The sequence below is a fragment of the Hoyosella levis genome, assembly GCF_026008515.1.
Classification (GTDB): Bacteria; Actinomycetota; Actinomycetes; order Mycobacteriales; family Mycobacteriaceae; genus Lolliginicoccus; species Lolliginicoccus levis.
In genome coordinates, this window is the sequence record NZ_BQYM01000017.1 from 19,482 (window position 1) to 43,295 (window position 23,814).

The 23,814-nt window shown below is 68.8% G+C and carries 24 protein-coding genes; 8 read left to right on the top strand and 16 right to left on the bottom strand.

Going from position 1 to position 23,814, the window contains the following annotated elements:
• Positions 1–79 precede the first annotated feature (79 nt).
• Positions 80–1,483 (top strand): NAD(P)H-quinone dehydrogenase, encoded by a 1,404-nt coding sequence (locus tag QC765_RS15650; protein WP_278315370.1) that lies wholly within the window; start codon positions 80–82, stop codon positions 1,481–1,483.
• Between the two features lie 141 nt (positions 1,484–1,624).
• On the opposite strand, the gene glpK is transcribed toward QC765_RS15650, so the two are convergent.
• Complete coding sequence (gene glpK / locus QC765_RS15655; RefSeq protein WP_278315371.1) at positions 1,625–3,163, bottom strand: glycerol kinase GlpK; 1,539 nt, start codon at positions 3,161–3,163, stop codon at positions 1,625–1,627.
• A 235-nt stretch (positions 3,164–3,398) separates the two neighbouring features.
• On the opposite strand from glpK, the gene glpD reads away from it, so the two are divergent.
• Positions 3,399–5,147 carry a glycerol-3-phosphate dehydrogenase gene (gene glpD, locus QC765_RS15660; RefSeq protein WP_278315372.1) on the top strand — a complete coding sequence of 583 codons (1,749 nt, stop codon included), beginning with the start codon at positions 3,399–3,401 and terminating at the stop codon, positions 5,145–5,147.
• A gap of 157 nt (positions 5,148–5,304) precedes the next feature.
• On the opposite strand, the gene QC765_RS15665 is transcribed toward glpD, so the two are convergent.
• The 14 genes from QC765_RS15665 to QC765_RS15730 form a co-directional block, all read right to left on the bottom strand.
• Entirely contained in the window at positions 5,305–5,841 is a 537-nt protein-coding gene (locus tag QC765_RS15665; RefSeq protein ID WP_309297311.1) for a glycine cleavage system transcriptional repressor, read from the bottom strand.
• 52 nt (positions 5,842–5,893) lie between these two features.
• Entirely contained in the window at positions 5,894–7,183 is a 1,290-nt protein-coding gene (locus QC765_RS15670) for an alpha/beta fold hydrolase (RefSeq protein WP_278315373.1), read from the bottom strand.
• Positions 7,184–7,235: 52 nt separating this feature from the next.
• Positions 7,236–7,847 (bottom strand): hypothetical protein, encoded by a 612-nt coding sequence (locus QC765_RS15675; RefSeq protein ID WP_278315374.1) that lies wholly within the window; start codon positions 7,845–7,847, stop codon positions 7,236–7,238.
• A 92-nt stretch (positions 7,848–7,939) separates the two neighbouring features.
• On the bottom strand, positions 7,940–8,287 hold the full coding sequence (locus QC765_RS15680; RefSeq protein WP_278315375.1) for a VanZ family protein: 348 nt from the start codon (positions 8,285–8,287) through the stop codon (positions 7,940–7,942).
• Entirely contained in the window at positions 8,284–9,282 is a 999-nt protein-coding gene (locus QC765_RS15685) for a malate dehydrogenase (protein ID WP_278315376.1), read from the bottom strand. The genes QC765_RS15680 and QC765_RS15685 overlap by 4 nt, the downstream gene beginning before the upstream one ends.
• A gap of 75 nt (positions 9,283–9,357) precedes the next feature.
• Positions 9,358–9,723: a GNAT family N-acetyltransferase gene (locus QC765_RS15690; RefSeq protein ID WP_278315377.1), complete on the bottom strand. Its 366-nt coding sequence runs from the start codon at positions 9,721–9,723 to the stop codon at positions 9,358–9,360.
• A gap of 42 nt (positions 9,724–9,765) precedes the next feature.
• Positions 9,766–10,194, bottom strand: a complete 429-nt coding sequence (locus QC765_RS15695; protein WP_278315378.1) for a DUF1707 SHOCT-like domain-containing protein — start codon at positions 10,192–10,194, stop codon at positions 9,766–9,768.
• A 55-nt stretch (positions 10,195–10,249) separates the two neighbouring features.
• Positions 10,250–12,031 (bottom strand): acetyl/propionyl/methylcrotonyl-CoA carboxylase subunit alpha, encoded by a 1,782-nt coding sequence (locus QC765_RS15700; RefSeq protein ID WP_278315379.1) that lies wholly within the window; start codon positions 12,029–12,031, stop codon positions 10,250–10,252.
• A 249-nt stretch (positions 12,032–12,280) separates the two neighbouring features.
• Complete coding sequence (locus QC765_RS15705) at positions 12,281–12,706, bottom strand: SufE family protein (protein WP_278315380.1); 426 nt, start codon at positions 12,704–12,706, stop codon at positions 12,281–12,283.
• A complete protein-coding gene (locus QC765_RS15710; RefSeq protein WP_278315381.1) occupies positions 12,703–13,599 on the bottom strand; it encodes a sulfurtransferase in 897 nt (298 codons plus the stop codon). The genes QC765_RS15705 and QC765_RS15710 overlap by 4 nt, the downstream gene beginning before the upstream one ends.
• Before the next feature lie 134 nt (positions 13,600–13,733).
• Positions 13,734–14,630, bottom strand: coding sequence for an ABC transporter substrate-binding protein (locus QC765_RS15715; protein WP_278315382.1), 897 nt, complete (start codon positions 14,628–14,630; stop codon positions 13,734–13,736).
• Between the two features lie 108 nt (positions 14,631–14,738).
• Positions 14,739–15,398: a Maf family protein gene (locus QC765_RS15720; RefSeq protein ID WP_278315415.1), complete on the bottom strand. Its 660-nt coding sequence runs from the start codon at positions 15,396–15,398 to the stop codon at positions 14,739–14,741.
• Complete coding sequence (locus QC765_RS15725) at positions 15,395–15,658, bottom strand: acyl-CoA carboxylase epsilon subunit (protein ID WP_278315383.1); 264 nt, start codon at positions 15,656–15,658, stop codon at positions 15,395–15,397. Before QC765_RS15725 ends, QC765_RS15720 begins: the two co-directional genes overlap by 4 nt.
• The gene (locus QC765_RS15730) at positions 15,655–17,316 is read right to left on the bottom strand and encodes an acyl-CoA carboxylase subunit beta (protein ID WP_278315384.1); all 1,662 of its coding nucleotides are present in this window, start codon (positions 17,314–17,316) and stop codon (positions 15,655–15,657) included. Before QC765_RS15730 ends, QC765_RS15725 begins: the two co-directional genes overlap by 4 nt.
• A gap of 157 nt (positions 17,317–17,473) precedes the next feature.
• On the opposite strand from QC765_RS15730, the gene QC765_RS15735 reads away from it, so the two are divergent.
• From QC765_RS15735 to QC765_RS15750, 4 genes are all read left to right on the top strand, one after another.
• Positions 17,474–18,316 carry a biotin--[acetyl-CoA-carboxylase] ligase gene (locus QC765_RS15735; protein WP_278315385.1) on the top strand — a complete coding sequence of 281 codons (843 nt, stop codon included), beginning with the start codon at positions 17,474–17,476 and terminating at the stop codon, positions 18,314–18,316.
• A gap of 5 nt (positions 18,317–18,321) precedes the next feature.
• Positions 18,322–18,855, top strand: coding sequence for a PH domain-containing protein (locus QC765_RS15740; protein ID WP_278315386.1), 534 nt, complete (start codon positions 18,322–18,324; stop codon positions 18,853–18,855).
• Between the two features lie 106 nt (positions 18,856–18,961).
• A complete protein-coding gene (locus QC765_RS15745; RefSeq protein WP_278315387.1) occupies positions 18,962–19,648 on the top strand; it encodes a response regulator transcription factor in 687 nt (228 codons plus the stop codon).
• Positions 19,649–19,702: 54 nt separating this feature from the next.
• Positions 19,703–21,034, top strand: coding sequence for a sensor histidine kinase (locus tag QC765_RS15750; RefSeq protein ID WP_278315388.1), 1,332 nt, complete (start codon positions 19,703–19,705; stop codon positions 21,032–21,034).
• Positions 21,035–21,247: 213 nt separating this feature from the next.
• On the opposite strand, the gene QC765_RS15755 is transcribed toward QC765_RS15750, so the two are convergent.
• A complete protein-coding gene (locus tag QC765_RS15755) occupies positions 21,248–21,811 on the bottom strand; it encodes a GtrA family protein (RefSeq protein WP_278315389.1) in 564 nt (187 codons plus the stop codon).
• Positions 21,812–21,915: 104 nt separating this feature from the next.
• On the opposite strand from QC765_RS15755, the gene QC765_RS15760 reads away from it, so the two are divergent.
• Positions 21,916–23,193 (top strand): 5-(carboxyamino)imidazole ribonucleotide synthase, encoded by a 1,278-nt coding sequence (locus QC765_RS15760; protein WP_373876778.1) that lies wholly within the window; start codon positions 21,916–21,918, stop codon positions 23,191–23,193.
• A 75-nt stretch (positions 23,194–23,268) separates the two neighbouring features.
• Entirely contained in the window at positions 23,269–23,781 is a 513-nt protein-coding gene (gene purE / locus QC765_RS15765) for a 5-(carboxyamino)imidazole ribonucleotide mutase (RefSeq protein ID WP_278315391.1), read from the top strand.
• Positions 23,782–23,814: the final 33 nt, after the last annotated feature.

The window sequence follows — 23,814 nt, forward strand, 5'->3', positions numbered from 1 at the left end:
TGCGCACGTGATCCACGCCGACGCTATAGCGTTGGACACCGGAACGACGCTCACCCATGGCGGACGGAGGATCCCACCAATGACCCGGATAGTCATTATTGGCGGCGGACCAGCGGGCTACGAGGCCGCGCTCGTCGCAGCACAACACGGAGGCGAGGTCACCGTCGTTGATGCCGACGGGATCGGCGGGGCCTGCGTCCTCTATGACTGCGTGCCGTCCAAGACATTCATCGCCTCCACCGGTATCCGCTCCGACCTGCGCCGGGCTTCCGCGCTGGGCATCGAGTTCGACCTGAACAACGTTGGCATCTCCGTCCCGCAAGTCCATGAACGCGTCAAGAGCCTCGCCCAGGCGCAATCCGCGGACATCCGCGCGCGCCTCCAGCGGGAAGGCGTGACCCTGCTCAACGGCGTCGGCAAGCTCGTCGATTCCGCCCGGGGGCTTGCCACGCACACCGTGCAGGCCGACCTGTTCAATGGCGAGCAGTGCACCATCGACGCCGAGGTCGTCCTGATCGCCACGGGCTCCGCGCCCCGCGTGCTCCCTCGCGCGAAGCCTGACGGCAAGCGCATCCTCACCTGGCGTCATCTCTACGACCTCGAGGACCTGCCCGAGCACCTCATCGTGGTGGGATCCGGTGTCACCGGTGTCGAGTTCGTCAACGCCTACACCGAGATGGGCGTCAAGGTCACCGTCGTCACCAGCCGGGATCGCGTGCTGCCCTCGGAGGACGCCGACGCCGCCATCGTGCTCGAGGAATCCTTCGCCGAGCGTGGCGTCACCCTGATCAAGCACGCCCGCGCCGACGCCGTCGAGACCACCGCCGATGGTGTCCTCGTCACGATCGATGACGGGCGCACGGTCGAGGGCAGCCACGCCCTCATGACGGTCGGCTCGGTCCCGAACACCGGCACCCTCGGACTCGACAGCGTTGGCATCGAGACCAACGAGGGCGGCTACATCCAGGTCGATCGCGTTTCCCGCACCACTGTCCCCGGCGTGTATGCCGCCGGTGACTGCACCGGACTGCTGCCACTCGCCTCGGTCGCCGCGATGCAGGGCCGCATCGCCATGTATCACGCGCTCGGCGAGGGAGTGAACCCGATCAAGCTCAAGACGGTTGCCTCCGCCATCTTCACCCGCCCGGAGATCGCCACCGTCGGCGTCGCCCAGAGCGCCATCGACGAGGGTCACATTCCTGCACGTACCGTCATGCTGCCGCTCAACACCAACCCGCGCGCCAAGATGATGGGATTGCGCCGCGGCTTCGTGAAGATCTTCTGCCGCCCCGCCACGGGAGTGGTCATCGGCGGAGTCATCGTCGCCCCCGACGCCTCCGAGCTGATCCTGCCCATCGCCATGGCCGTGCAGAACCACCTGAGCGTCAACGACCTCGCCTCCACCTTCTCGGTGTACCCCTCGCTGTCGGGCTCCATCAACGAGGCCGCCCGGCAGCTCATGCGCCACGACGACCTCGACTAGTTTGATCGCATCCGCGAACGCGATAGAAGCCGCCGGAATCCCCAGGCGGCTTCTATCGCGTTTGACGTTTTCCCGTGCTTTTGCCGACTAGGGAGCCCAACCGCCCCAACCAGCCAGGCTCAAGCCCCGACCCCAATCCCGCTACGCCCAGCCGTAGGTGCGCTCCACGGCCTTGTTCCATTGCGCGTAGAGGTGCTCGCGCTCGTCGGCATCCATGCTCGGTTCCCAGATCTTGTCCTCGACCCAGTTGTCCCGGATCTCGTCCTCGCTGGACCAGTACCCGACGGCGAGCCCGGCCGCGTATGCCGCGCCAAGAGCGGTGGTCTCGGAGACGACGGGCCGGATCACGGGCACGCCGAGGATGTCGGCCTGGAACTGCATGAGGAGGTCATTGGCGACCATGCCGCCGTCGACCTTGAGAGCGGAGAGCTGCACGCCGGAGTCGGCGTGGGCGGCCTCGAGCACCTCGCGGGTCTGGTACGCCGTGGCCTCGAGGGCCGCGCGGGCGATGTGGTGCTTGGTGTGGAAGCGAGTGAGGCCGACGAGGGCGCCGCGGGCATCGGGCCGCCATCGGGGAGCGAAGAGCCCGGAGAACGCGGGCACGAAGTAGACGTCGCCGTTGTCGGGCACTTCGCGGGCAAGGGCCTCGATCTCGGGGGCGTCGCGGATCATGCCGAGGTTGTCGCGGAGCCATTGCACCAGCGAGCCGGTGACGGCGATGGATCCTTCGAGGGCGTAGACGGCGGGGCCGTTGCCGATCTTGTAGGCGACGGTGGTGAGCAGGCCGTGGGTGCTGGTGACAGGTTCGGTGCCGGTGTTGAGGAGCAGGAAGTTGCCGGTGCCGTAGGTGTTCTTGGCCTCGCCGGGGGAGAGGCAGGCCTGGCCGAAGGTGGCGGCCTGCTGGTCGCCGAGGATCCCGGTGATGGGGACGCCGTCGAGGCCGCGGCGGGGCCGGATGGTGCCGTAGTGCTCGGACGAGCTGCGGATCTCGGGCAGCATGGCCATGGGGATGCCGATGGCCTCGCACAGCTCGGCATCCCACTCGAGGGTGCGCAGGTCCATCAGGAGGGTGCGTGAGGCGTTGGTGACGTCGGTGACGTGGACGCCTTCCGGCTCGCCGTTGCGCGCGGGGCCGCCCGTGGCGTTCCACAGCACCCAGGTGTCCATGGTCCCGAAGCACAGCTCGCCATTCTCGGCGCGCTCGCGGGCACCGTCGACGTTGTCGAGGATCCAGCGGATCTTGGGCCCGGCGAAGTAGGTGGAGATGGGCAGCCCGGTGCGGTCGCGGAACCGGTCGGGGCCGTGCTCGGCGGCGAGCTCCTCGCAGATCGGCTCGGTGCGGGTGTCCTGCCAGACGATGGCGTTGTAGAGGGGCTCGCCGGTGGCGCGGTCCCAGACGACGGTGGTCTCGCGCTGGTTGGTGATGCCCACGGCAGCGATGGCATCCCTGGGGAGGTCAGCCTTGGCGATGGCACCGCCGACGACCTCGCGGACATTGGTCCAGATCTCGACGGGATCATGCTCGACCCATCCCGCGTGGGGGAAGATCTGCTGGTGCTCCTTCTGCACCGTGGTGACGATGCGCCCGGCATGGTCGAAGATGATGCAGCGGCTCGAGGTGGTTCCCTGGTCGATCGCGGCGATGTACTTCGACGGATCTGCGGCGGGGGTCGCGGTCATGTCTGCTCCTGCGGATGGGGCGTGCATGTCGTGCCCAAGCTACTAGGCCGAGGGAGCATGCGGCGGGCATTCCACGGTGGTTCCGCGGCTTTGGTCCACCAATGGGCATATCACGGTCGTGTGTCGCTGTTGGTGAGGCAAGTGCGGGATCGCATGGGTGCCTCTAGCCTGGGCACCGAGGCGACAATGCACTGCGGGCCCGGGCAGGGGCGCGCGGGATGATGCCGAGGGAGACATGGTGGCACACCGTTCGGACAACCACGTGCTAGGTCCGCGCCGGCGCGACGAGGCATGGAACGCGCTGACGACCGAGATGTTCGACGTGCTCGTCATTGGCGGTGGCATCGTCGGCTGCGGGGCCGCGCTGGATGCCGCGACCCGTGGCCTGCGCGTGGGTCTCGTCGAGGCGCGCGACCTGGCATCGGGCACCTCGAGCCGGTCGTCGAAGATGTTCCACGGTGGCCTGCGCTACCTGGAGCAGCTGGAGTTCGGCCTGGTGCGCGAGGCCCTGCACGAGCGGGAGCTGGCGATGAGCCGCCTCGCGCCGCACCTCGTGAAGCCACTGGAGTTCCTGTTCCCCCTCACCAAGCGCTACTGGGAGCGGCCCTACGTCTCCGCGGGCATCTTCCTGTATGACCGCATGGGCGGCGCGAAATCAGTGCCGGCGCAGAAGCAACTGACCAGGGCCGGGGCGCTGCGCATGGCGCCCGCGCTCAAGCGACGCTCCCTGATCGGCGGGATCCGGTATTTCGATACCGTCGTCGACGACGCCCGGCACACCATGACCGTCGCCCGCACCGCCGCGAACTACGGGGCGATCGTGCGTTGCTCGACACAGGTCGTCGGTTTCCTCAAGGAAGCGGACCGTGTCGCCGGAGTGCGCGTGCAGGACTGCGAGACCGGGGAGATCGGGCAGGTGCGCGCCCACGCGGTAGTCAACTGCGCCGGCGTGTGGACCGATGAGCTGCAAGAACTCTCGGGGCAGCGCGGCCGCTTCCGAGTGCGCGCGTCGAAGGGCGTGCACATCGTGGTGCCACGGGATCGCATCATCAGCGAGTCCGCGATCATCCTGCGCACCGAGAAGTCCGTGCTGTTCGTCATCCCGTGGGGCCGGCACTGGATCATCGGCACCACCGACACCGACTGGCACCTCGACCTCGCGCACCCCGCCGCGACGCGCGCCGACATCGAGTACATCCTCGCCCACGTCAACAAGGTGCTCGTGACCCCGCTGCGTCCCGAGGACATCACCGGTGTGTACGCAGGCCTGCGTCCACTGCTCGCCGGCGAGAGCGACAGCACCTCCAAGCTCTCCCGCGAGCATGCCGTCGCGGAGGTCGCGCCCGGGCTCATCGCCATAGCTGGCGGGAAGTACACCACCTACCGCGTAATGGCCGCTGACGCGATCGAGGCCGCAGTCCGGTACGTTCCCGTGCGGGTCGCGCCGTCGATCACCGAGCAAGTTCCACTGCTCGGCGCGGATGGATACCATGCGCTCGTCAACCAGGCAGACCACCTTGGCGCGCAATACGGCGTGCACCCCTACCGGGTGCGGCATCTCCTCGACCGCTACGGATCCCTCATCGGCGACGTGCTCGCCCTCGCCGAGAATGATCCGACGCTCCTCGAGCCACTCACTGATGCGCCCGACTACCTCAAGGTCGAGATCGTGTATGCCGTCGCCGCCGAGGGGGCCCTGCACCTCGAGGACATCCTGGCCCGGCGTACCCGCATCGCCATCGAGTACTCCCACCGGGGCGTCGACTGCGCCGAGGAGGTCGCCTCCCTCGTCGCGCCCGTGCTCGGCTGGAACGAGCAGGAGCGCCGCCGCGAGGTCGAGCTCTTCGACGCGCGGGTCAAGGCCGAGATCGACTCCCAGCAGCAACCCGACGACGCCTCCGCCGATGCGCTGCGTGCTGCCGCGCCCGAATCGCGCGAGTACCTCCTCGAGCCCGTCACCGACGTGGTGGACGCGCGGAGGTAGCGGGGGCTCGGGTTCGGTTGGGCTCGGCCTCGCTCCGGCGCCCCGACTGTGCGATTGTCGCGCGAGCGTGCGATAAACGACAGCTCCATCGCGATTTGCTGGCGTTTATCGCACTCTCGCCGCCGAGAACGCCAGCCGCCAGCCCGTGCGACGCCCGTCAGATGGTCGCGTCGTGCCGCTCGTCGATCTCGAGGTCGACGAGCAGCTCCGCCGCGATGCGCTCGAGGTCGGAACGGATGGAGGACACTTCGATGTCGTGTGGCAGCCGCACCTCGAGGTGTGCCTCGAAGAGCATGCCCCCGGCCATGGGTGCCTCGCGCGTGGCGGTGGTGACCTTGTCGATGCTCAGCCCGCGCGAGCTGAGGGCGGAGGAGAGCTCGTGGACGATGCCGGGATGGTCGTTTCCCAGCACGCTGATCGCGAGATGCCGCGGCTTCTCACCGGCAGCGGCGGGCCCGGCGCCCTCGTGGACCGAGACATCGAGGAGCCCGTCGAGCGCCCGTGTTGCGGTGATCAACGCGTCGACCTGCTCGGCAGGCACAGTGACCACGAGGATCCCGGCGAACTTCCCGGCTAGCTCAGCCATCTGGCTGCGTTCCCAGTTTCCGCTATGCGCGGTGATGACGGTGGCTAGCGCCGATACGAGGCCGGCGCGGTCATCGCCGATGACGGTCATGACGAGATTTCGCTGCACCCGCGAATGCTAGCAACAATCGGTGGTTGCTCGTGGTGCGCCGACGATGCTGCTAGCAGTTTCCCGTCACGGGGCGGTCGGCGATCCGGTCGTTGATGAAGGTGATGGATTCGGCGATGCCCGCGACATAGGGGAGGGCGTGGTTGACAGCGAGGCCAGGCAGGATCGGGGGCAGCGGGTTCTCGGAGAGCTGGACGGTGGCGCCGCGGGAGCACCAGTCAGCGGCGAGCTGGCGGACTTGCCCGGCGGGGATGAGGTCGTCGGCGGTGCCGAACTGCAGGAGCACGGGGGCACTGGGGTCGAGAGTGCCGAGCTTCTGGTCCGCGAGGATGCGGGCGGCGATGTCATAGCGGTCGAGGACGGTGGAAAGGGGCTCCCCGGTCCGGGTGAAGCTGCTGGTCTGCTGGAAGCCGTAGCTGAGGGCGGTCTCGGCGACGCATTGTCCGGCCACGTCGCGGAGCATGGTGGCGCCACGCTCGTTGATCTCGGATTCGAGGACGGGCTTTATCTCGGGGTAGGTCTCGGTGAAGCCGTTGATGGCGTAGCCGATGGCGCCGGTGAGGATGGTGCCGTCGATCTCCCGGAGCACGGCGGCGAGATCGGCCGGTGGCGCCCCGGCGTAGGTGCCCTTGAGGTCGAGCTCGGGCGCGTAGGTGCTGTGCAGCTCGGCTGCGGAGGCTGCAGCGGATCCGCCCTGGGAGTAGCCCCACAGCGCGATGGGGCCGTTGTTGGTGATGCGGGTGCCGGGGAGCTGCTGCGCGGCACGGGCGGCGTCAAGGACGGCATGGCCCTGGGCGAGGCGGTTGACGTAGGTGTGGTGACCGGGGGTGCCGAGTCCCTGGTAGTCGGTGACGACAACGGCGATGCCCTGGGCGAGCATGGCGGTGATGAAGGGGATCTCGTATTCGCCGCGGAGGTCGAGTGGTGGGGTGTACTGGATGAGCTGGCTGGCGAGCTTGGAGGGGGCGCATTGATCGCCCTGCCCCTGCGTCCCGGGCGCGAGGCTGACGAGTGGGCGCTGCCCGGGCCCGTTCCAGGGGACAGCAGGATCGAGGTAGGTGCCGGTCACGGTGGTGGGTTGCCCGTTGCCGTCGGTGCTGCCGTACATGATGCGGGTGCCCGCTGCGGGCAGGATGCCGTCGGGGGTGGGGATCTCGAGCAGGAGGGTGAGCGGCTCGGCCTTGACGATGTTCCCGGGGCTGGCCGTGCTGGCCGCGGCCGGAGGGTTGTAGAAGCCGGGCGATTGGGCCTGGGCGCTGGTCGCGAGGCTGGTCGCGGCGATAGTGGTGAGCGTGGCGAGCGCGATCGCGGCCCACCGCTTCGATCTGGTGATCCCCGGCATTACAGCAGTGTAGGCGATGGTGATCGTTGCCGTATCGAGACCTTTGATCTTGCTAGATCTTGCTGATGGCGAACTTCATGTAGCCGGGATACCGCAGGGGATGCAGCGGATTTCGGCGGCGCTGCAGCTCGACGGCCCGCACGTGCTGGAGCCGGGCGAGCGAATCCCGATTGCGCGACCGTCGCGGCACCAGCCCGGAGGTCTTGGTCTCCTTGCCCACCTCGTTGAGGCATTCGCGGGCGGCGTGGAGGCGGCGGCGGATGCGGCGGTCCCGGACTGTGCGCGCGAGGATCTGCAGTTCCTGCTGCACAGCGCGCAGGATCTCCGCATCGCTCGCTGTGAGCACGGGGGGATCGGGCTCGGGGGACGGGCGGGGCGTCAGCGTGTGGGAGGCATGCACGATCGCATTGCGAGCCGGGGTGAGCGCGCCCTTCGCCGTCTTGCCGAGATGACCGGGGACCGCGACCACGGAGCGCAGCGCATCGGGAACCCGCCCGTGGTGGGACGCGGGATCGTTGCCGCTTGGCTCGAGCGGTTCGGGCACGAGATCGCGGTGGTGGCCATTGCCGCCGAGGGAGAGGGGAAGCGGCAGCCTCAGGCGGACGCGCGACGTTCTCGCTACCGGGCTTTCCGGTGCGGATTCCTTGTCGCGCGCATTGCTCACAATTGCTACTCTACCGCTTCCGGTACGCGGGGCGGGGTGCACTGGACGTGCCGTCGGGTGAATCGTTCTCTTCGTGAACGGGACTTGAACGGTCACGCAGTATCCTCGCTTCGCGCATCAAAAAGCTTGTTGTACAACAGGATTCCCATTATCGCACCAAACGCGTCGGCGACCGCGTCGATGGGATCCGGGGACCGATCAATGGGCAGCGCGCCCTGCAAGACCTCCGACGCCACCGCGAACAGCAGCAGCCACCCGAGGCTCGCCATCACGGGAATGCGGGCGAATCGCGAGGCCACGGCGAGCGCTACGAACATGCCCGCATGAATCGCCTTGTCGAGGTGCGGTATCGCGCTGCTGGTCTCAGGCGCGGGGGAGAACAGCATCACGCACACCACCACGAAGGAGGCCAGCAGCGGCAGCGCGCGCACCACGATCACCCCGGCAGCAGCCCCAGCGCCTCGACCGCCGATCGCTCCTCCTCGAGCTCCGCCACCGATGCCGCGATCCGTCGCCGTGACAGCTCGCCATGCTCGAGCCCCTCGACGATCTCCCACTCGCCGCCCCGCGAGACCACGGGGAACGAGGAAACCAGGCCCTCGGGCACGCCGTACAAGCCAGGGGAGGGCAGTGCTACCGAGGTCCACGTGTCCTCGGGCGTGCCGAGCGACCAGTCGCGCACATGATCAATCGTCGCGTTCGCCGCGGACGCCGCGGAGGATGTGCCCCGCGCCTCGATGATCGCCGAACCGCGCTGCGCCACGGTGGGGATGAACTGCTCGGTCAGCCAGGCCTCATCGCGAGCGAGCTCGGCGCCGGGCTTGCCCGCTACGTCCGCATGGAAGATGTCCGGGTACTGGGTCGCGGAATGATTGCCCCAGATCGTCACGTTGCGCACCTGGCCCACCGGAACGTCGGCCCGGATGGCGAGCTGCGCGAGCGCGCGATTGTGGTCGAGCCGCGTGAGCGCGGTGAACCGCGACGCGGGAACATCGGGGGCATGCGCCCGCGCGATGGCGGCGTTGGTGTTCGCGGGATTGCCCACTACCACGATGCGCACGTCCTCTGCCGCGACGTCGTTGATCGCGCGCCCCTGCGGGCCAAAGATCGCTCCGTTGACCTCGAGCAGGTCCTTGCGCTCCATCCCCACGGCGCGCGGGCGGGCCCCCACGAGCAGGGCCACCGAAGCGCCATCGAATGCTTCCCGGGGATCATCGGTGATGTCCACGCCATCAAGGAGAGGGAATGCGGAGTCGGCGAGCTCCATGGCAACGCCCTCGGCGGCGCGCAGGGCCTGCGGGATCTCCAGCAGGCTCAGCCGGACCGGGACATCCGAGCCGAGCATGGCTCCCGACGCGATGCGGAACAGCATCGAGTACCCGATCGTTCCTGCCGCGCCCGTGACCGCGACCCGGATGGGTGAGCGAGTGGACATGAGCACCTCCCTGAGCCTCGTCTCCTGATCACGCTACCCGCGGCTCCGGGTGGATGGCCCGCGCGGCCGACAAGATCACATCTGGTCCGCCAGCTCGAGGCCAAGCCCACCGCGCGCGAAGCGCAGCACCGACGCGCGCGCGGTGGCGATGGCCTCCTCGGTCCCGGCGACCCCCCAGGACTCCAGGCGTGCCGCGCCACCCTCGCGCACGGGCGGGTCGACCGGCTCCACGATGACCTCGCCCAGCATCTCGCCCGTGGTGGGCTCGCACACTGCCCAGGTGAGCCGCTGCTCGCTGGCCCAGTCGCTCGAGCATCGGGCGACGTATTCCGCGGGCTCGGTGATGCCGTGAGCCCGTAGGGCGGCGGAATCATTGACGCGCTCGTCATGGCGCAGGGCCCGCAAGTACCACTGGCCGGCATTGATCTCGACTGGTTCCATGCCCCCCAGTCTGCCGTGTCGCTAGTCCGCCTTATCGCGGGGCTAGTCCTTGCCGGAGTCCTCACCGCAGCCTTCCTCGTCCCCGGCGTAGAGCACGATGCCCATCACTGGGATCAGGAGGAACAGCAGCCAGTCGTTCGGGAAATCGAGGATGATGAACAGCGCGAGCGCCACGAACGGCGAGAGCGCCATGATGGTGTCGCGGGGGATGCGCTGCCGCAATGGCGTGGGGTCCTGCGGCGCAGCCGGCACGGCGGGCACGGCGGTTGTGCTGCCGAGCGCGGGCAGGTCGTCGAATAGCGGCTCGAGCTCGGCGCGAGTGAGAGCCGCTGCCGCGCGCGCGGTCCGCTCATCGAACTCGGGCAGCGTGAGCCTGCCCTCGCTGAAATGCTCGGCCAGCGCATCAAGGGCAGCCTGCCGCTCGGCATGGCCGATGCGCACTTCTGGACGTCTATCCGGAGAATCCCCCATGCTGCCGATTGTATCGGCAGCATGGGGGATCCGTGGGTCGTGAAAGCTGCCGGTGCTACTTGAGCTCGAGCAGGACTGTGCCCTGGGTGACCGCGGTGCCGGGGCTGACCTCGAGCCCGGTGACGGTTCCGCTCTTGTGCGCGGTGACGGGGTTCTCCATCTTCATCGCCTCGAGGACGACCACGAGCTCGCCCTCCTGGATCTCCTGGCCCTCCTCGACCGCGACCTTCACCACGGTGCCCTGCATGGGCGCGACGACGGCATCACCGGAGGCTCCCGCGCCGCCGGCCGCGCCGCGGGTGCGCGACTTCGGCTTCTTGCGGGCGCCGCCATTGCCGTTCGCAGCGACGGAGAAATCACCGGGCAGCGAGACCTCGAGGCGCTTGCCGCCGACCTCGACGACCAGCTTCTGCCGGGGCAGGACTTCCTCCTCGGGGGCAAGGCCGCCGCCGAACGGCTCGACGTTGTTGTCCCACTCGGTCTCGATCCAGCGGGTGTGCACCTCGAACCCGTTGGCGTCGCCGATGAAGGCGGGATCCTCGATGACGGCCCGGTGGAACGGGATCACCGTGGCCATGCCATCGACGACGAACTCGGCGAGCGCGCGGCGGGACCGCTCGAGCGCCTCCTGGCGGGTAGCGCCGGTGACGATGAGCTTGGCGAGCATCGAGTCGAACTGGCCACCGATGATGCTGCCTGCCTCCACGCCCGAGTCGACGCGAACGCCGGGGCCGGAAGGAACCTCATAGGTGGTGATCGCGCCGGGGGCGGGCAGGAAGTTGCGGGCCGCGTCCTCGCCGTTGATGCGGAACTCGAACGAGTGGCCGCGCGGCTTGGGATCCTCTTTGAGGTCGAGGACCTGGCCCTCGGCGATGCGGAACTGCTCGCGCACGAGGTCGATGCCGGAGGTCTCCTCGGTGACTGGATGCTCCACCTGCAGGCGCGTGTTGACCTCGAGGAACGAGATCAGCCCATCCTGGCCGACGAGGTACTCGACGGTGCCAGCACCGTGGTAGTGGGCCTCCCGGCAGATGGCCTTGGCGGAGCTGTGGATCTCATCGCGCTGCGCGTCGGAGAGGAACGGGGCGGGTGCCTCCTCGACGAGCTTCTGGAAGCGGCGCTGCAGCGAGCAATCACGGGTGCCGACGACCACGACGTTGCCGTGCTTGTCGGCGATCACCTGTGCCTCGACGTGGCGGGGCTTGTCGAGGTAGCGCTCCACGAAGCACTCGCCACGACCGAACGCCGAGACTGCCTCGCGGGTGGCGGAGTCGAACAGCTCGGGGATCTCCTCCATCGTGCGGGCGACCTTCATGCCGCGGCCGCCGCCACCGAATGCTGCCTTGATCGCGATGGGCAGGCCATGCTCCTTGGCGAAGTCCACGACCTCGTCCGCGTTCGCGGCGGGATCGGCGGTTCCGGGCACGAGCGGGGCACCGGCGCGCATCGCGATGTGGCGCGCGGTGACCTTGTCGCCGAGGTCGCGGATGGACTGCGGGTCCGGGCCGATCCAGATCAGCCCGGCGTCGATCACCGCCTGCGCGAAGTCGCCGTTCTCGGAGAGGAACCCGTAGCCGGGGTGGATCGCGTTCGCGCCGGACTGGCGGGCGGCGTCGATCACCTTGTCGAAGACGAGGTAGGACTCCGCCGAGGTCTGCCCGCCAAGGGCGTAGGCCTCATCGGCGAGCCGCACGAACGGAGCGTTGGCATCGGGCTCGGCGTACACGGCGACGCTCGCGATGCCCGCGTCCCGGGCCCCCCGGATCACCCGCACCGCAATCTCGCCACGGTTGGCAACGAGGACCTTGGTGATGCGTGCAGTCGTCTCGCTGGGCACTGACCCTCCTGGGTTCAACAAGGTTGCTCACCGGGGGCCGGCACGGTCGTGCGACACCCCCCGGGAACAACGGATCGAGGTTGCGTCGGTGATGAGTCTATGCAGTCGGCGCCGGTATGTGTGAGCCGGCTGCCGATCTGGGGAGAACTCGTTACCCCTGACTCTCGCAGAACAGGGGACGCAACGGAGTGACCGACGCGACAGAATATCCACCGGAATCCTGTGCGCGCCGGTCCTGGACCTGCTGCCTCAGCCCTCGCGGACGCGGCGCTTCACCCGCGTGAGCATGGCGGACATGCCGCGCAGCCGCAGCGGGCTGACGATCGACTCGAGACCGAGCTGCAGGTAGAAATCATCGGGCACGCCGAGGATCTCGTCGGCGCTGAGCCCGTCGAGCCCCTGATGGAGGATGGAGGCGAACCCGCGCGTGGTGGGTGCTTCCTGCGGCGCGCTGAAGTGCAGCACGACCGCGGCCCTGTCGGTGGCATCGACGGAAAGGAACAGCGGCGACTGGCATTCGGGCACTGGTTCCATCGCCGCCTCCTCGAGCTCGGGCGGCAGCGGGGGCAGCTCGCGGCTGAACTCGAGCAGCAGCTGCACGCGCTCCTCGCCCTCCATGGCCTGGAAGTCGTCGATGATCTCCTGCAACGATCCGGGCACCGTGCTGCCTGTCATGATGCAGCGGGAGCCGGACCGGGCTGCTCGCCCTTGGCGATCGGGACACGCACCGTGTTGCCCCACTCGGTCCACGAGCCGTCATAGTTGCGCACGCGGGTGAATCCGAGCAGGTAGGTGAGGACGAACCAGGTGTGGCTCGAGCGCTCGCCGATGCGGCAGTAGACGATCGTGTCATCGGTGGGAGCCATGCCGCCGTAGACCTCCTCGAGCTGGGCGCGCGACTTGAAGCGGCTGTCGCTCGCCGCGGCCTTCGCCCACGGGATGCTCACGGCGGTGGGGATGTGCCCGCCGCGCAGGGCGCCCTCCTCGGGGTAATCGGGCATGTGGGTGCGCTCGCCGGTGTACTCCTGCGGGGATCGCACATCCACCAGCGGGCCGCCGCCGAGGTGCTCGAGCACCTGGTCCTGGTAGGCGCGGATCACGGTGTCATCCCGCTCCACCACCGGGTAGTCGGTCGGGGGGAGCCGGGGCACGTCGAAGCTCGTATCGCGCTCCTCGGAGATCCACGCGTCGCGCCCGCCATCGAGGAGGCGCACATCGGGATGCCCGAACAGCGTGAAGACCCACATCGCGTAGGCGGCCCACCAGTTGGACTTGTCGCCGTAGACGACGATGGTGTCGTCGCGGCTGATGCCCTTGCGGCTCATCAGGGCGGCGAACTGCTCGCCATCGATGTAGTCGCGCTGCACGGGATCATTGAGGTCGAGGTGCCAGTCGATCTTGATGGCGCCGGGAACGTGACCGATGTCGTAGACCAGGACGTCCTCGTCGGACTCCACGACCTTCAGCCCGGGCCTGCCCAGGTTCGAGGACAGCCACTCGGTGGAAACCAGGCGCTCGGGGTGGGCGTACTCGGCAAACGCTGGGTTGTTCTCAGGAGGTACAGGCACGGTGTCAGCTCCTTTTGAATGCCCGTGGAAATGTTGTCACCTCAACGGTAGCGGTTTCCACGCGCGGCGACGATCACCTCATCCGTATCTCCGCCCGCCCACAGGTGAGGCGCATCACACTTTCGACGGTCGCGCTAGCGCCCGAGCAACTGGTCCATCTGCATCAGGATCTCCAGCGCCGTGTACAACGAGCCGTAGCCAACATCGCCGGTGACGACGAGACGTCCATCACGGACGGCGGCTAGCGTGCCGAACACCTCATCGTCGGCGAGGGACGCCGCATCCAGGCCAGGTTCATTGGAGACCACCAGGAGACGATCCGCGCCCGCGAGCACCTCACCGGCCTCGCGCCCGAGCTGCTCGTCCGCGGACCGCGTGAAGCGCAGCACTGGCACCTCGAGATCAGCAAGCACCATGGACGGCACTCCGGGCGGATGGCTGAGATCGCCGACGCGGCCAGGGGTGCGAAGGTCCAGCACCGCGACCGTCTCCGTCATCGCCGCTGTCCCGTGCCGCTCCCGGACTCGCTGCAGCCTTTCGTCGTACCGTTCCAGCGCGTCGCGCGCGGCCTGCTCAGCGCCCAGCCAGCCCGCGACCGCGCGCAGGTTCTCCGGCCATGGGGCCTCGGGATCGATCGGCAGCACCGGCGCTACCTCGGCCAGCCCGGGCGCGAGCCAGTAGGGGTCCTCGATGTTCGTCGCGAGAATGAGGTCGGGGCCAAGCTCCCGGACCTCCTCCACATCCACCGGTGATTCCAGCGATTCCGCCCCACCACCGAGCGGCACCCATGGCGGTACCGCCCGCGACGTGTAGCCCACCACGGGGAGACCGAGCGCGAGCGCGATCTCGAGGTCCTGCCGCGTGTCGATCGCCAGGACACGCTGGGGCTCGGCCGGGATCTCTACCTCCCCCAGGGGAGTGGAGACTGTCCGGGTGGGCGCGCGCTCCTCCCCGGCATCGCCGTTCCCCGAGCATCCCGCGAGCAAGACCGCGGTGGCGGAGAGGGCGAGGAAATCACGGCGCGTGGGCATGCAGATCGTCAACCGTCCGTTCGTTTGGCTGGGACGGCACCATCATGCCAGTCACGCTCATCCTCGGCCGTCACCTGCTCATGCGGGGCGTGCGCTGTGAGCACGTGCCTAGCGCCACAGCGTGGAGACGGTGACCCCGACCTTGCCGAGCAGTTCCCGCACCAGCGGGAGGCCGATCCCGATGACCGAGGAAGGGTCGCCCTCGATGCGGTCGATGAACCAGCCGCCGAGCCCGTCGAGAGTGAACGCCCCCGCCACCTCCAGGGGCTCCCCGGTAGCCAGGTACGCCTCGAGGTCCGGCTCGGACGGCGCGCCGAAGTGCACGCGCGTGGTGGAGCAGCCGGTGGCCTCATCGACGATAGCGCCGTCGCGGACCCGGACCACGCAATGACCGGTCAGCAGGTCGCCGGTGCTCCCCATCATCGTTTTCCAGCGGTCCCGTGCCACGTCCCGCGAAAGTGGCTTGCCCTGCAGCTCCCCGCCGATGCGCAGCATGGAGTCGCAGCCGATCACCACGCAATCAAGCACATCCTCGGCACCCGCCCAGCACACCCCATCGAGGTCGGGGACGATATCGTTCGCCACCGAATGCGCCTTGGCCTGCGCGAGCCGGATCACCGTCTCCTCGGGGCCCGCTCCCGGCCCGAGGCTTTCGATGATCGCTTCCTCGTCCACCCCGGAGACCTGGACGAGCGGCTCGACGCCGGCGGCCCGCAGCACCGCGAGCCTCGCCGGCGACGCCGACGCGAGCACGAGGCGGGTCGTCACCGCCACGCGCGCCCGTTGACATATGCGCGCGGCGGCAGGGGCGGGTTGTGCCGCAGGTTGTCCACGGGGTCGCCCCACAGCTCGCGGGGACGCGGATCCTGGACCCCGGCCCCGGCGCTCGCGGCAGCGGCACCGGCAAGGACCGCCACCACGGCGGCGAGCTCATCGGCGGTCGGCTGGCCCCGCTCCACCCGGAGGAATACAGGAGCGCTCTCTTCTGGGGCGCTCGCTTCTGGGGCGCTCGCTTCTCCAGTACTCACAGCGGAATGTTCCCATGCTTCTTCGCCGGCACATTGACCACCTTGCGCTCGAGCAGGCGCAGCGCGGTGGAGACATGCCAGCGGGTGTGCGACGGCGGGATCACCGCATCGAGGTAGCCACGCTCGGCCGCCATGTAGGGGTTGACGAGCGTGTCCTCGTACTCCTGCTGGAGCTGCAAGCGCAGCGCGTCGACGTCCTCGCCGTTCTTCGCGGCCTCGAGCAGCTTGCGGCGGTAGACGAACCCGACAGCGCCGGACGCGCCCATCACCGCGATCTGGGCGGTGGGCCAGGCGATGTTGACGTCGGCACCCATGTGCTTGGAGCCCATCACGTCGTAGGCGCCGCCGTAGGCCTTCCGGGTGATGACAGTGATCTTGCCAACGGTGGCCTCGCCGTAGGCATAGAGCAGCTTGGCGCCGCGCCGAATGATGCCGTTGAACTCCTGGTCGGTGCCGGGCAGGAAGCCGGGCACGTCAACAAGGGTGAGGATCGGCACGTTGAACGCGTCGCAGGTGCGCACGAACCGGGCTGCCTTCTCCGACGCGGCGATGTCGAGCGTGCCCGCGAACTGGGTGGGCTGGTTGGCGACGATGCCGACGCTGCGGCCCTCCACGCGCGCGAACCCGCACAGGATGTTCATCGCCCGCTGGGCCTGCACCTCGAGGAACTCGCTGTCATCGACAATGCGGGCAATCACATCGTGCATGTCGTACGGCTGGTTGGGGGAGTCGGGGATGATCGTGTCAAGCTCGAGGTCCTCGGCGGTCAGGGAGTCCTCGGCACTGCCGGAGATGGGGGAATCGGCTGGGAAGCGGGGCGCCTCGCCGCGATTGTTGCTCGGCAGGAAGCTCAGGAGCTCCCGGACATAGTCGAGAGCGTCGGTCTCGTCGTTGGCGACATAGTGCGCCACGCCGGACTTCACCATGTGCGTGTGGGCGCCACCAAGCTCCTCCATGGTGACTTCCTCGCCGGTGACCGTCTTGATGACGTCCGGGCCGGTGACGAACATCTGGGACTTCTGGTCCACCATGATCACGAAGTCCGTCAGCGCGGGCGAGTAGACGTGCCCGCCCGCCGCGGCACCCATGATCAGCGAGATCTGCGGGATCACGCCGGAGGCCAGCACGTTGCGGTGGAATATCTCGCCGTAGAGGCCGAGGGAGACGACGCCTTCCTGGATGCGCGCGCCCGCGCCCTCGTTGATGCCGATCAAGGGCCGGCCGGTCTTGATGGCGAGGTCCATCACCTTGACGATCTTCTCGCCGTACACCTCGCCGAGGCTGCCACCGAACACCGCGGCATCCTGGCTGAACACGCACACCTCGCGGCCGTCGATCGTGCCGTAGCCGGTGACCACTCCATCGCCGAGCGGCCGGTTGTCGGCCAGCCCGAAATTGGTGGACCGGTGCCGGGCGAGCGCGTCGAGCTCGACGAACGAGCCGTCATCGAGCAGCAGCTTGATCCGCTCCCGCGCGGTGAACTTGCCCTTGTCGTGGACCTTCTGCACCGCGGCCTCGCCCACCGGGTGCTTGGCCTCCTCGAGGCGGCGCTGCAGATCGGCGAGCTTTCCCGCTGTGGTGTGGATATCCGCCTTCGCCGCATCAGTGCCGGGGGACGCGTCGGGCGAGGTTCGCTCTGGCTCGGTCACACTGGTCATGGCGGCGAGTGTATCGAGAAACCTTGGTCCCTCGCGGACAGTGGTCTCCAAAACCTGGGACGTATACCTAAGCGATACCGCCAAAAACCTGCCCCAGCGCCTGCCAACTGCACCAGGAAGGCCCAACGGAGCGGTGCCCGCGCGTAGCGTCAGCACCATGACCGAGAACCAGCCTCCCGAACCTGCTCGCGCCGGATCCGAGGGGGCGCGCCCACCCCTGAATGCTGCCGAGCTCGCGCCCCGGCTCGCCGAGGCGGGCTGGAACAGCGTGAAGGTTGTCGGCTCGACCGGCTCGACCAACGCGGACCTGCTGGCCAGTGCCTCCACGGCCACGGACCGCACCGTGCTCCTCGCCGAGCAGCAGACCGCCGGCCGCGGCCGCCACTCGCGCACCTGGGAGACCACCCCCGGCACTTCCCTCATCGCCTCGGTGCTGCTGCGCGCCGCGGGCGTGCCGCCTGCGCGGCTTGGCTGGCTCCCGCTCCTCACCGGCGTGGCCCTCGCCTCTGCGATCCGGGACGAGACCGGCGTGCAGGCCACCCTCAAGTGGCCCAACGACGTGCATGTCGACGGCAGGAAAGTGGCGGGCATCCTCGCCGAGGTGGCGCCCATGCCTGGTCCTGCGACAGTGGTCGTCGGATTCGGCATCAACGCCTCGACCGAGCGCGGCGAGCTTCCAGTGACCGATGCCACATCGCTGTACCTGGAGTCCGGCAGCGTTCCTGACCGATCCAGCCTTGCCGTTGCCGTGCTGTCCCGGCTCACCCGTGCGGTGGACGTGTGGATCGCGAGCGGCGGGGCACCCGGTCCCTTGCGGGACCAGTACGTTGCCCTCTCGTCGACCCTCGGGGCCGAGGTGTCCGTGGCGCTGCCGGGCAGAACCGTCACCGGGATGGCCGAGCGCATCGACGAGGCTGGCTGCCTGGTCATCGCAGTGCCCGGGGAAGGGGAGCGCGTCGTCTCGGCGGGTGACGTCACGCACCTGCGCAAGGCACAATAACGCTCATGGAGTTTCCGGGTGCAGCGCAGGGCGAGCGCGTGCTGCTGCGCCGCCATCCGCATTGGAAGATGATGCTGGGCCCCGCCATCCTGATGATCGTGCTGACCGGGATCGCGGGGCTGATAGTGGGGTTCCTCGAGGCCCAGGCCCCCGTCGAGGTGCGGGGAATCGCGATCCTCCTCGTCCTCGCGATCTGGGCGCTGATCGTCGCGCGGAAGTTCGTCAAGCCCTTCATCGGGTGGTGGCGCACCGCGCTGATCGTCACCTCGCACCGCATCGCGGTCCGCGAGGGACTGCTGCGCACCCGCGGGTTCGACATCCCGCTGCAGCGGGTCGCCGGGATCCGGTACCGCCGCGGCATGCTTGACCGCCTCGTCGGCACCGGCACGCTGCTGATCGCGCCGATCGGCGAGCCGCCATTCGAGTTCGCCCACGTGCCCGAGGCGCGGCTCACCCATGCGGTGATCTACCACCAGGTGTTCGGCAATCAGCCCATTGCGCGGCCCCGGCGGTTCCTCGATGCGTTCCGCGCGCGCTGACCGGCGGCCGGAATGTGATTCCCGCCACGAGCTTTGGCAAGGGTGGCGCTGCACATGGTCATCGAGGATGCGAGCCATCTCCGGGCATTCTTACTAGGCTAGTGCCGTGAGGACCGTTCTGCTCGCCGAAGATGATGACGCCATCGCTGCCCCGCTCGCGCGGGCGCTGGAGCGAGAGGGCTATGAGGTGCGCATCGCGCCCACCGGTGATGAGGCATACGCGCTCATCGTCGAGGACCCGCCGGACCTGCTGCTCCTCGACCTGGGCCTGCCTGGCATGGACGGGCTCGAGGTGTGCCGCAAGATGCGCTCGCAGGGCATCGACCTGCCCGTGCTCATGCTGACCGCCCGCACCGATGAGGTCGACTTCGTGGTGGGCCTCGACGCTGGCGCCGATGACTACGTGGGCAAGCCGTTCCGCCTCGCGGAGCTCCTTGCCCGCGTGCGCGCGCTCATGCGCCGCCGTGGCAGCAGCGCTGACGATGCGGTCATCGAGATCGGTGACATCATCCTGGACAAGCCCGCTCGCCGCGTCACCCGCGACGGGAGGGAACTGACGCTCGCGAACAAGGAGTACGAGCTGCTGAAGTTCCTCATGGAGCATGCCGGGGAGGTCGTCGAGCGCGAGGAGATCCAGCGCGAGGTATGGGGCGATGTGGACCTGCGCGGCTCCAAGACCCTGGACATGCACATGTCCTGGTTGCGCCGCAAGATCGGCGACGAGGGCAAGGAGCTAGGGCGCCGCATCGCCACTGTCCGGGGCGTAGGATTCCGCTTCAATGCGGACCAGTAGCGCGCCAGGCCCCGGTGATCCAGGCCTCCGGGATCCAGGCCTCGGGGATCCACGGTGAAGCGGCGGATCCTGCTCTCCACCGTCGCGGTCGTGGTGCTCGTCGTGCTCATGCTCGGACTTCCGCTGCTTCTCGCATCCTGGCGCCTCGTCGAGGACTTCACCCGCGCTGACCTCAAGCGCAGGCTCGATCAGATGGCTGTCGAGGTGCGGGACCAGCAAGGCCAGGAAGGACTCGTGCCCGGACGGCTCGACACCGAGCAGCTGCGCCTCGTGGTCCCGCCCGGAGGACGGCTCGAGGTGATCTATCCGACGCCTCTCGATAGTGCCTCCCGCGCCTCCGTCGGGGCCGCCTACGTGGAGAACGCGATCATCGAGTCGCTGTCGCTCGGTGTATCGGGATCGCTGCGGCTCGAGGTTCCGCCAGAGGAGATGCGTGCCGCGCAGTGGAGATCGGCGGCCGTCGTGACGGCCCTCGTGGCAGCGTCCGTGCTCGCTGGCTCTGTCGTCGCCCTCGTCACGGCGCGGCGCCTCTCCGACCCACTGCGCGATGTGGCGGCCCGCGCGGCGCGCCTCGGAGCCGGTGATTTCCGCCCCGACCCGAAGCGCTACGGCATCCCCGAGCTCGACCGTGTCTCCGATGTGCTCGATGCCGCGAGCGTCGAGATCTCCGAGCGGCTGCAGCGCGAGCGCAGCCTCGTCGGGGACGTTTCCCACCAGTTGCGCAGCCGCCTGACCGCGGTGCGCCTGCGCCTCGACGAGCTCTCCTTCCATAGCGACCCTGATGTCGTGGAGGAGTCCACCGCAGCGCTGTCCCAGGTGGACCGGCTCACCCAGGCCGTCAACGACCTCGTGCGCGCCTCCCGCGACCAGAACCGGTCGGATGTCACGGCGATCGACGTCATGCAGGAACTGCGTGTCGCCATCAAGGACTGGGAGAAGCAATTCGGCGAGGCGGGACGGCAGATCAAGCTGTTCGGCCACAACGGCACTCTCGCCCACGCCACCGCCCCCCGGCTCCGTGAGGCGGTCGCCGTTCTCGTGGATAACGCGCTCGCCCACGGAGATGGCACCTGCACCCTCTCCGTGCGCCACGTGAGCAGCGATGACCGTCGCACCATGGTGTGCGTCGAGGTCGCCGATCAGGGCCCCGGCGTGCCCGACGATATCGCGCCGCGGATCTTCGAGCGGGGCTTCTCTGGCCGCGGCTCGTCCGGGGTGGGGCTCGCGCTCGCTCGCGCGCTCGTCGAGGCCGATGGCGGGCGCATGGAGCTCCAGGCTCGCAGCCCCGCGCGGTTCGCGATCTTCGTGCCCGCGCGCGACCCGCACCTGCCGCTCGGTTCCGGAGGGTCCAGCACCATTCGCTTGGCGCCGCCGGAGCCGCGCTAGGCGAGCGAGGCGGCTGGGGACCGGTCGGCGCCTTCGCCGGAGTCCGCTGGCCACCTTCGCCGGGGCAAAAGCACGAGAAACCGCTAAACGCGATAGAAGCTGACCTGGGATTTGCGCGGTTTCTCTCGCGTTTACGGGCGCGGCGACGACAGCGGTGCGAATGCGGTAGCAGCGCGACGGCAGGGCGGGCGCTACGGCAGCCGCGATCCCGGCTCAGCTGTGCCCGAGCTGCTCCTCGTACAGGTCCACGGGGGTGGGCAGCACAATCGTGGATCCCGCGGCAGCGCCCCGCACGTCCTCGTCGGGGAAGACCCATTTGCGCATCGCCCAGAACCGGAACGCCATCTGCAGGAGGTTGCCGATCAGGTAGGCGCTGATGAAGTCGGCGATGTTCTCCACCGTGAGCGACACGTTCGGCTGGCGGAACCCGAGCATGTACGACGAGATCCACAGTGGGATGAACGCCAGGACCACGCCACCGGCGCTGACCAGGAAGAACAGCATTGCCTCGTGGTGCCGCTCGCGGCCGCCCCGGTTCTTGAACGACCATTCCCGGTTGAGGACGTACGACAGGATCACGGCCATGACGCCGGCGATGATCTTCGCGGTGACCGGGTTGCTGTCGAGGATCGTCAGCTTGAGGGTGTAGAAGATCGCGAGATCGAAGATGAACGTGGTCCCGCCGACGATGGCGAACTTGATGAACTCACGATGCTTCAGCGCGATCGCCCGGTAGGGCTGCGGTATGCGCGAGATGACGCTGTCGGCCAGGGACACAAAACCGGAGTCTACTGAACGCGCGCAAGGCTGTACGGCCATCGGGGGTGTTCGGCGTGGGGCGGGACGCGTTTTCCATCCCGGCGCATCGTCTGCCACCATAGATGCTTGTGGAATCAGACCAGTTCACGCCTGCTGCCAGGACGGCGCCCCGCTATCACCGCGATGCCTCTGGTGTGCCGACTGTCACCATGATCGGTGGCGGCCAGCTCGCCCGCATGACGCACCAGGCCGCGATCGCGCTCGGGCAGTCGGTACGCGTGCTCGCCGCCAGCCAGGGGGAGTCCGCCGCCCAGGTCGCTCACGATGTGGTCCTCGGGCGCCACGACGATCTCGTCGCGCTGCGCGAGGCGGCGCAGGGCAGTGACGCGCTGACCTTCGATCACGAGCATGTGCCGCCGCAGCATCTCGAGACCCTGATCAGCGAGGGCGTGAACGTGCAGCCCCCGCCAGGGGCACTGATCCACGCCCAGGACAAGCTCGTGATGCGCGAGCGCCTCGCCGCAATGGGCGCGCCCGTGCCTCCGTTCGTGCCGGTCCGGGAGATCGACGAAGCGCTGGCGTTCGGCACCGAGCATGGCTACCCCTTCGTCCTGAAGGCCACCCGCGGTGGCTATGACGGCAAGGGCGTGTGGATGATCGACACCCCCGAGCAGGCCGAGGCGCGCGTCGGCGAGCAGCTCGAGGCAGGCGTTCTCCTGCTCGCCGAGGAGAAGGTCGCGATGCGCCGCGAGCTCTCCGCGATGGTGGCGCGCTCCCCGTTCGGGCAGGGCGCCACGTGGCCGGTTGTGGAGACCATCCAGCGCGACGGGGTGTGCGCGGTCGTCACCGCCCCCGCGCCCGGGCTCGATGAGCACACCGCGGCCGAGGCGCAGGCACTCGCGCTGCGCATCGCCACCGAGCTCGGGGTGACGGGCTGCCTCGCGGTGGAGCTGTTCGAGACGACCGATGGCGGCATCCTCGTCAACGAGCTGGCCATGCGCCCGCACAACTCCGGGCACTGGACGATGGACGGGGCAGTGACCTCGCAGTTCGAGCAGCACCTGCGCGCCGTCCTCGACTATCCCCTCGGCAGCACCGCGCCCACGGCACCGGTGACGGTGATGGCGAACGTGCTGGGCGCGGCCGAGCCGCCCGCGATGAGCATGGACGAGCGCGTGCATCACTTGTGCGCGCGCATGCCGGAGGCCCGGATCCACCTCTACGGCAAGGGCGAGCGCCCCGGCCGGAAGCTCGGGCACGTGAACATCGTCGGCCCGCCCGGCGGCAGCAGCAACGACCCCGACTACGTCCGCGCCGTGCGGGAGCGCGCGGAGCTCGCCGCGCAATGGCTCATCCACGCCACCTGGGCCGATGGCTGGGACTCGCACTCGGGCAGCTAGCCTGCTCTACGCTCCACCACGACAGCAATCATGCTCCCGCGCCACGGTGCGCATCCCACGGAACGAGGAGGCAGGATGACCACCGCTACCGGGCCCCAGGTCGGATTGATCATGGGCAGCGACTCGGACTGGCCCGTCATGCAGGCCGCGGCCGAGGCGCTCGCCGAGTTCGAGGTCCCTTTCGAGGTCGGCGTGATCTCCGCGCACCGGACCCCGCAGCGCATGCTCGACTACGCCACCGGCGCCGTGGCGGCAGGAATCAAGGTGATCATCGCGGGCGCCGGGGGAGCGGCCCACCTGCCCGGCATGGTTGCCTCGGCCACGCCACTGCCCGTGATCGGCGTGCCGGTGCCGCTCAAGCATCTCGACGGCATGGATTCCCTGTTGTCGATCGTGCAGATGCCCGCTGGTGTGCCCGTGGCGACAGTGTCCATCGGCGGCGCGCGCAACGCGGGATTGCTCGCGGTACGGATACTCGCCGCCCAGGATGCCGCGCTGCGCGAGCGCATGGAGGCATTCCAGCAGCAGCTGCACCAGATGGTGCTCGACAAGGACGAGAAGCTGCGCCGCTCCCTGCTCGGCGGCTAGCCTGGCAACCGGGCGGCGAGCGATGCTGCCTTC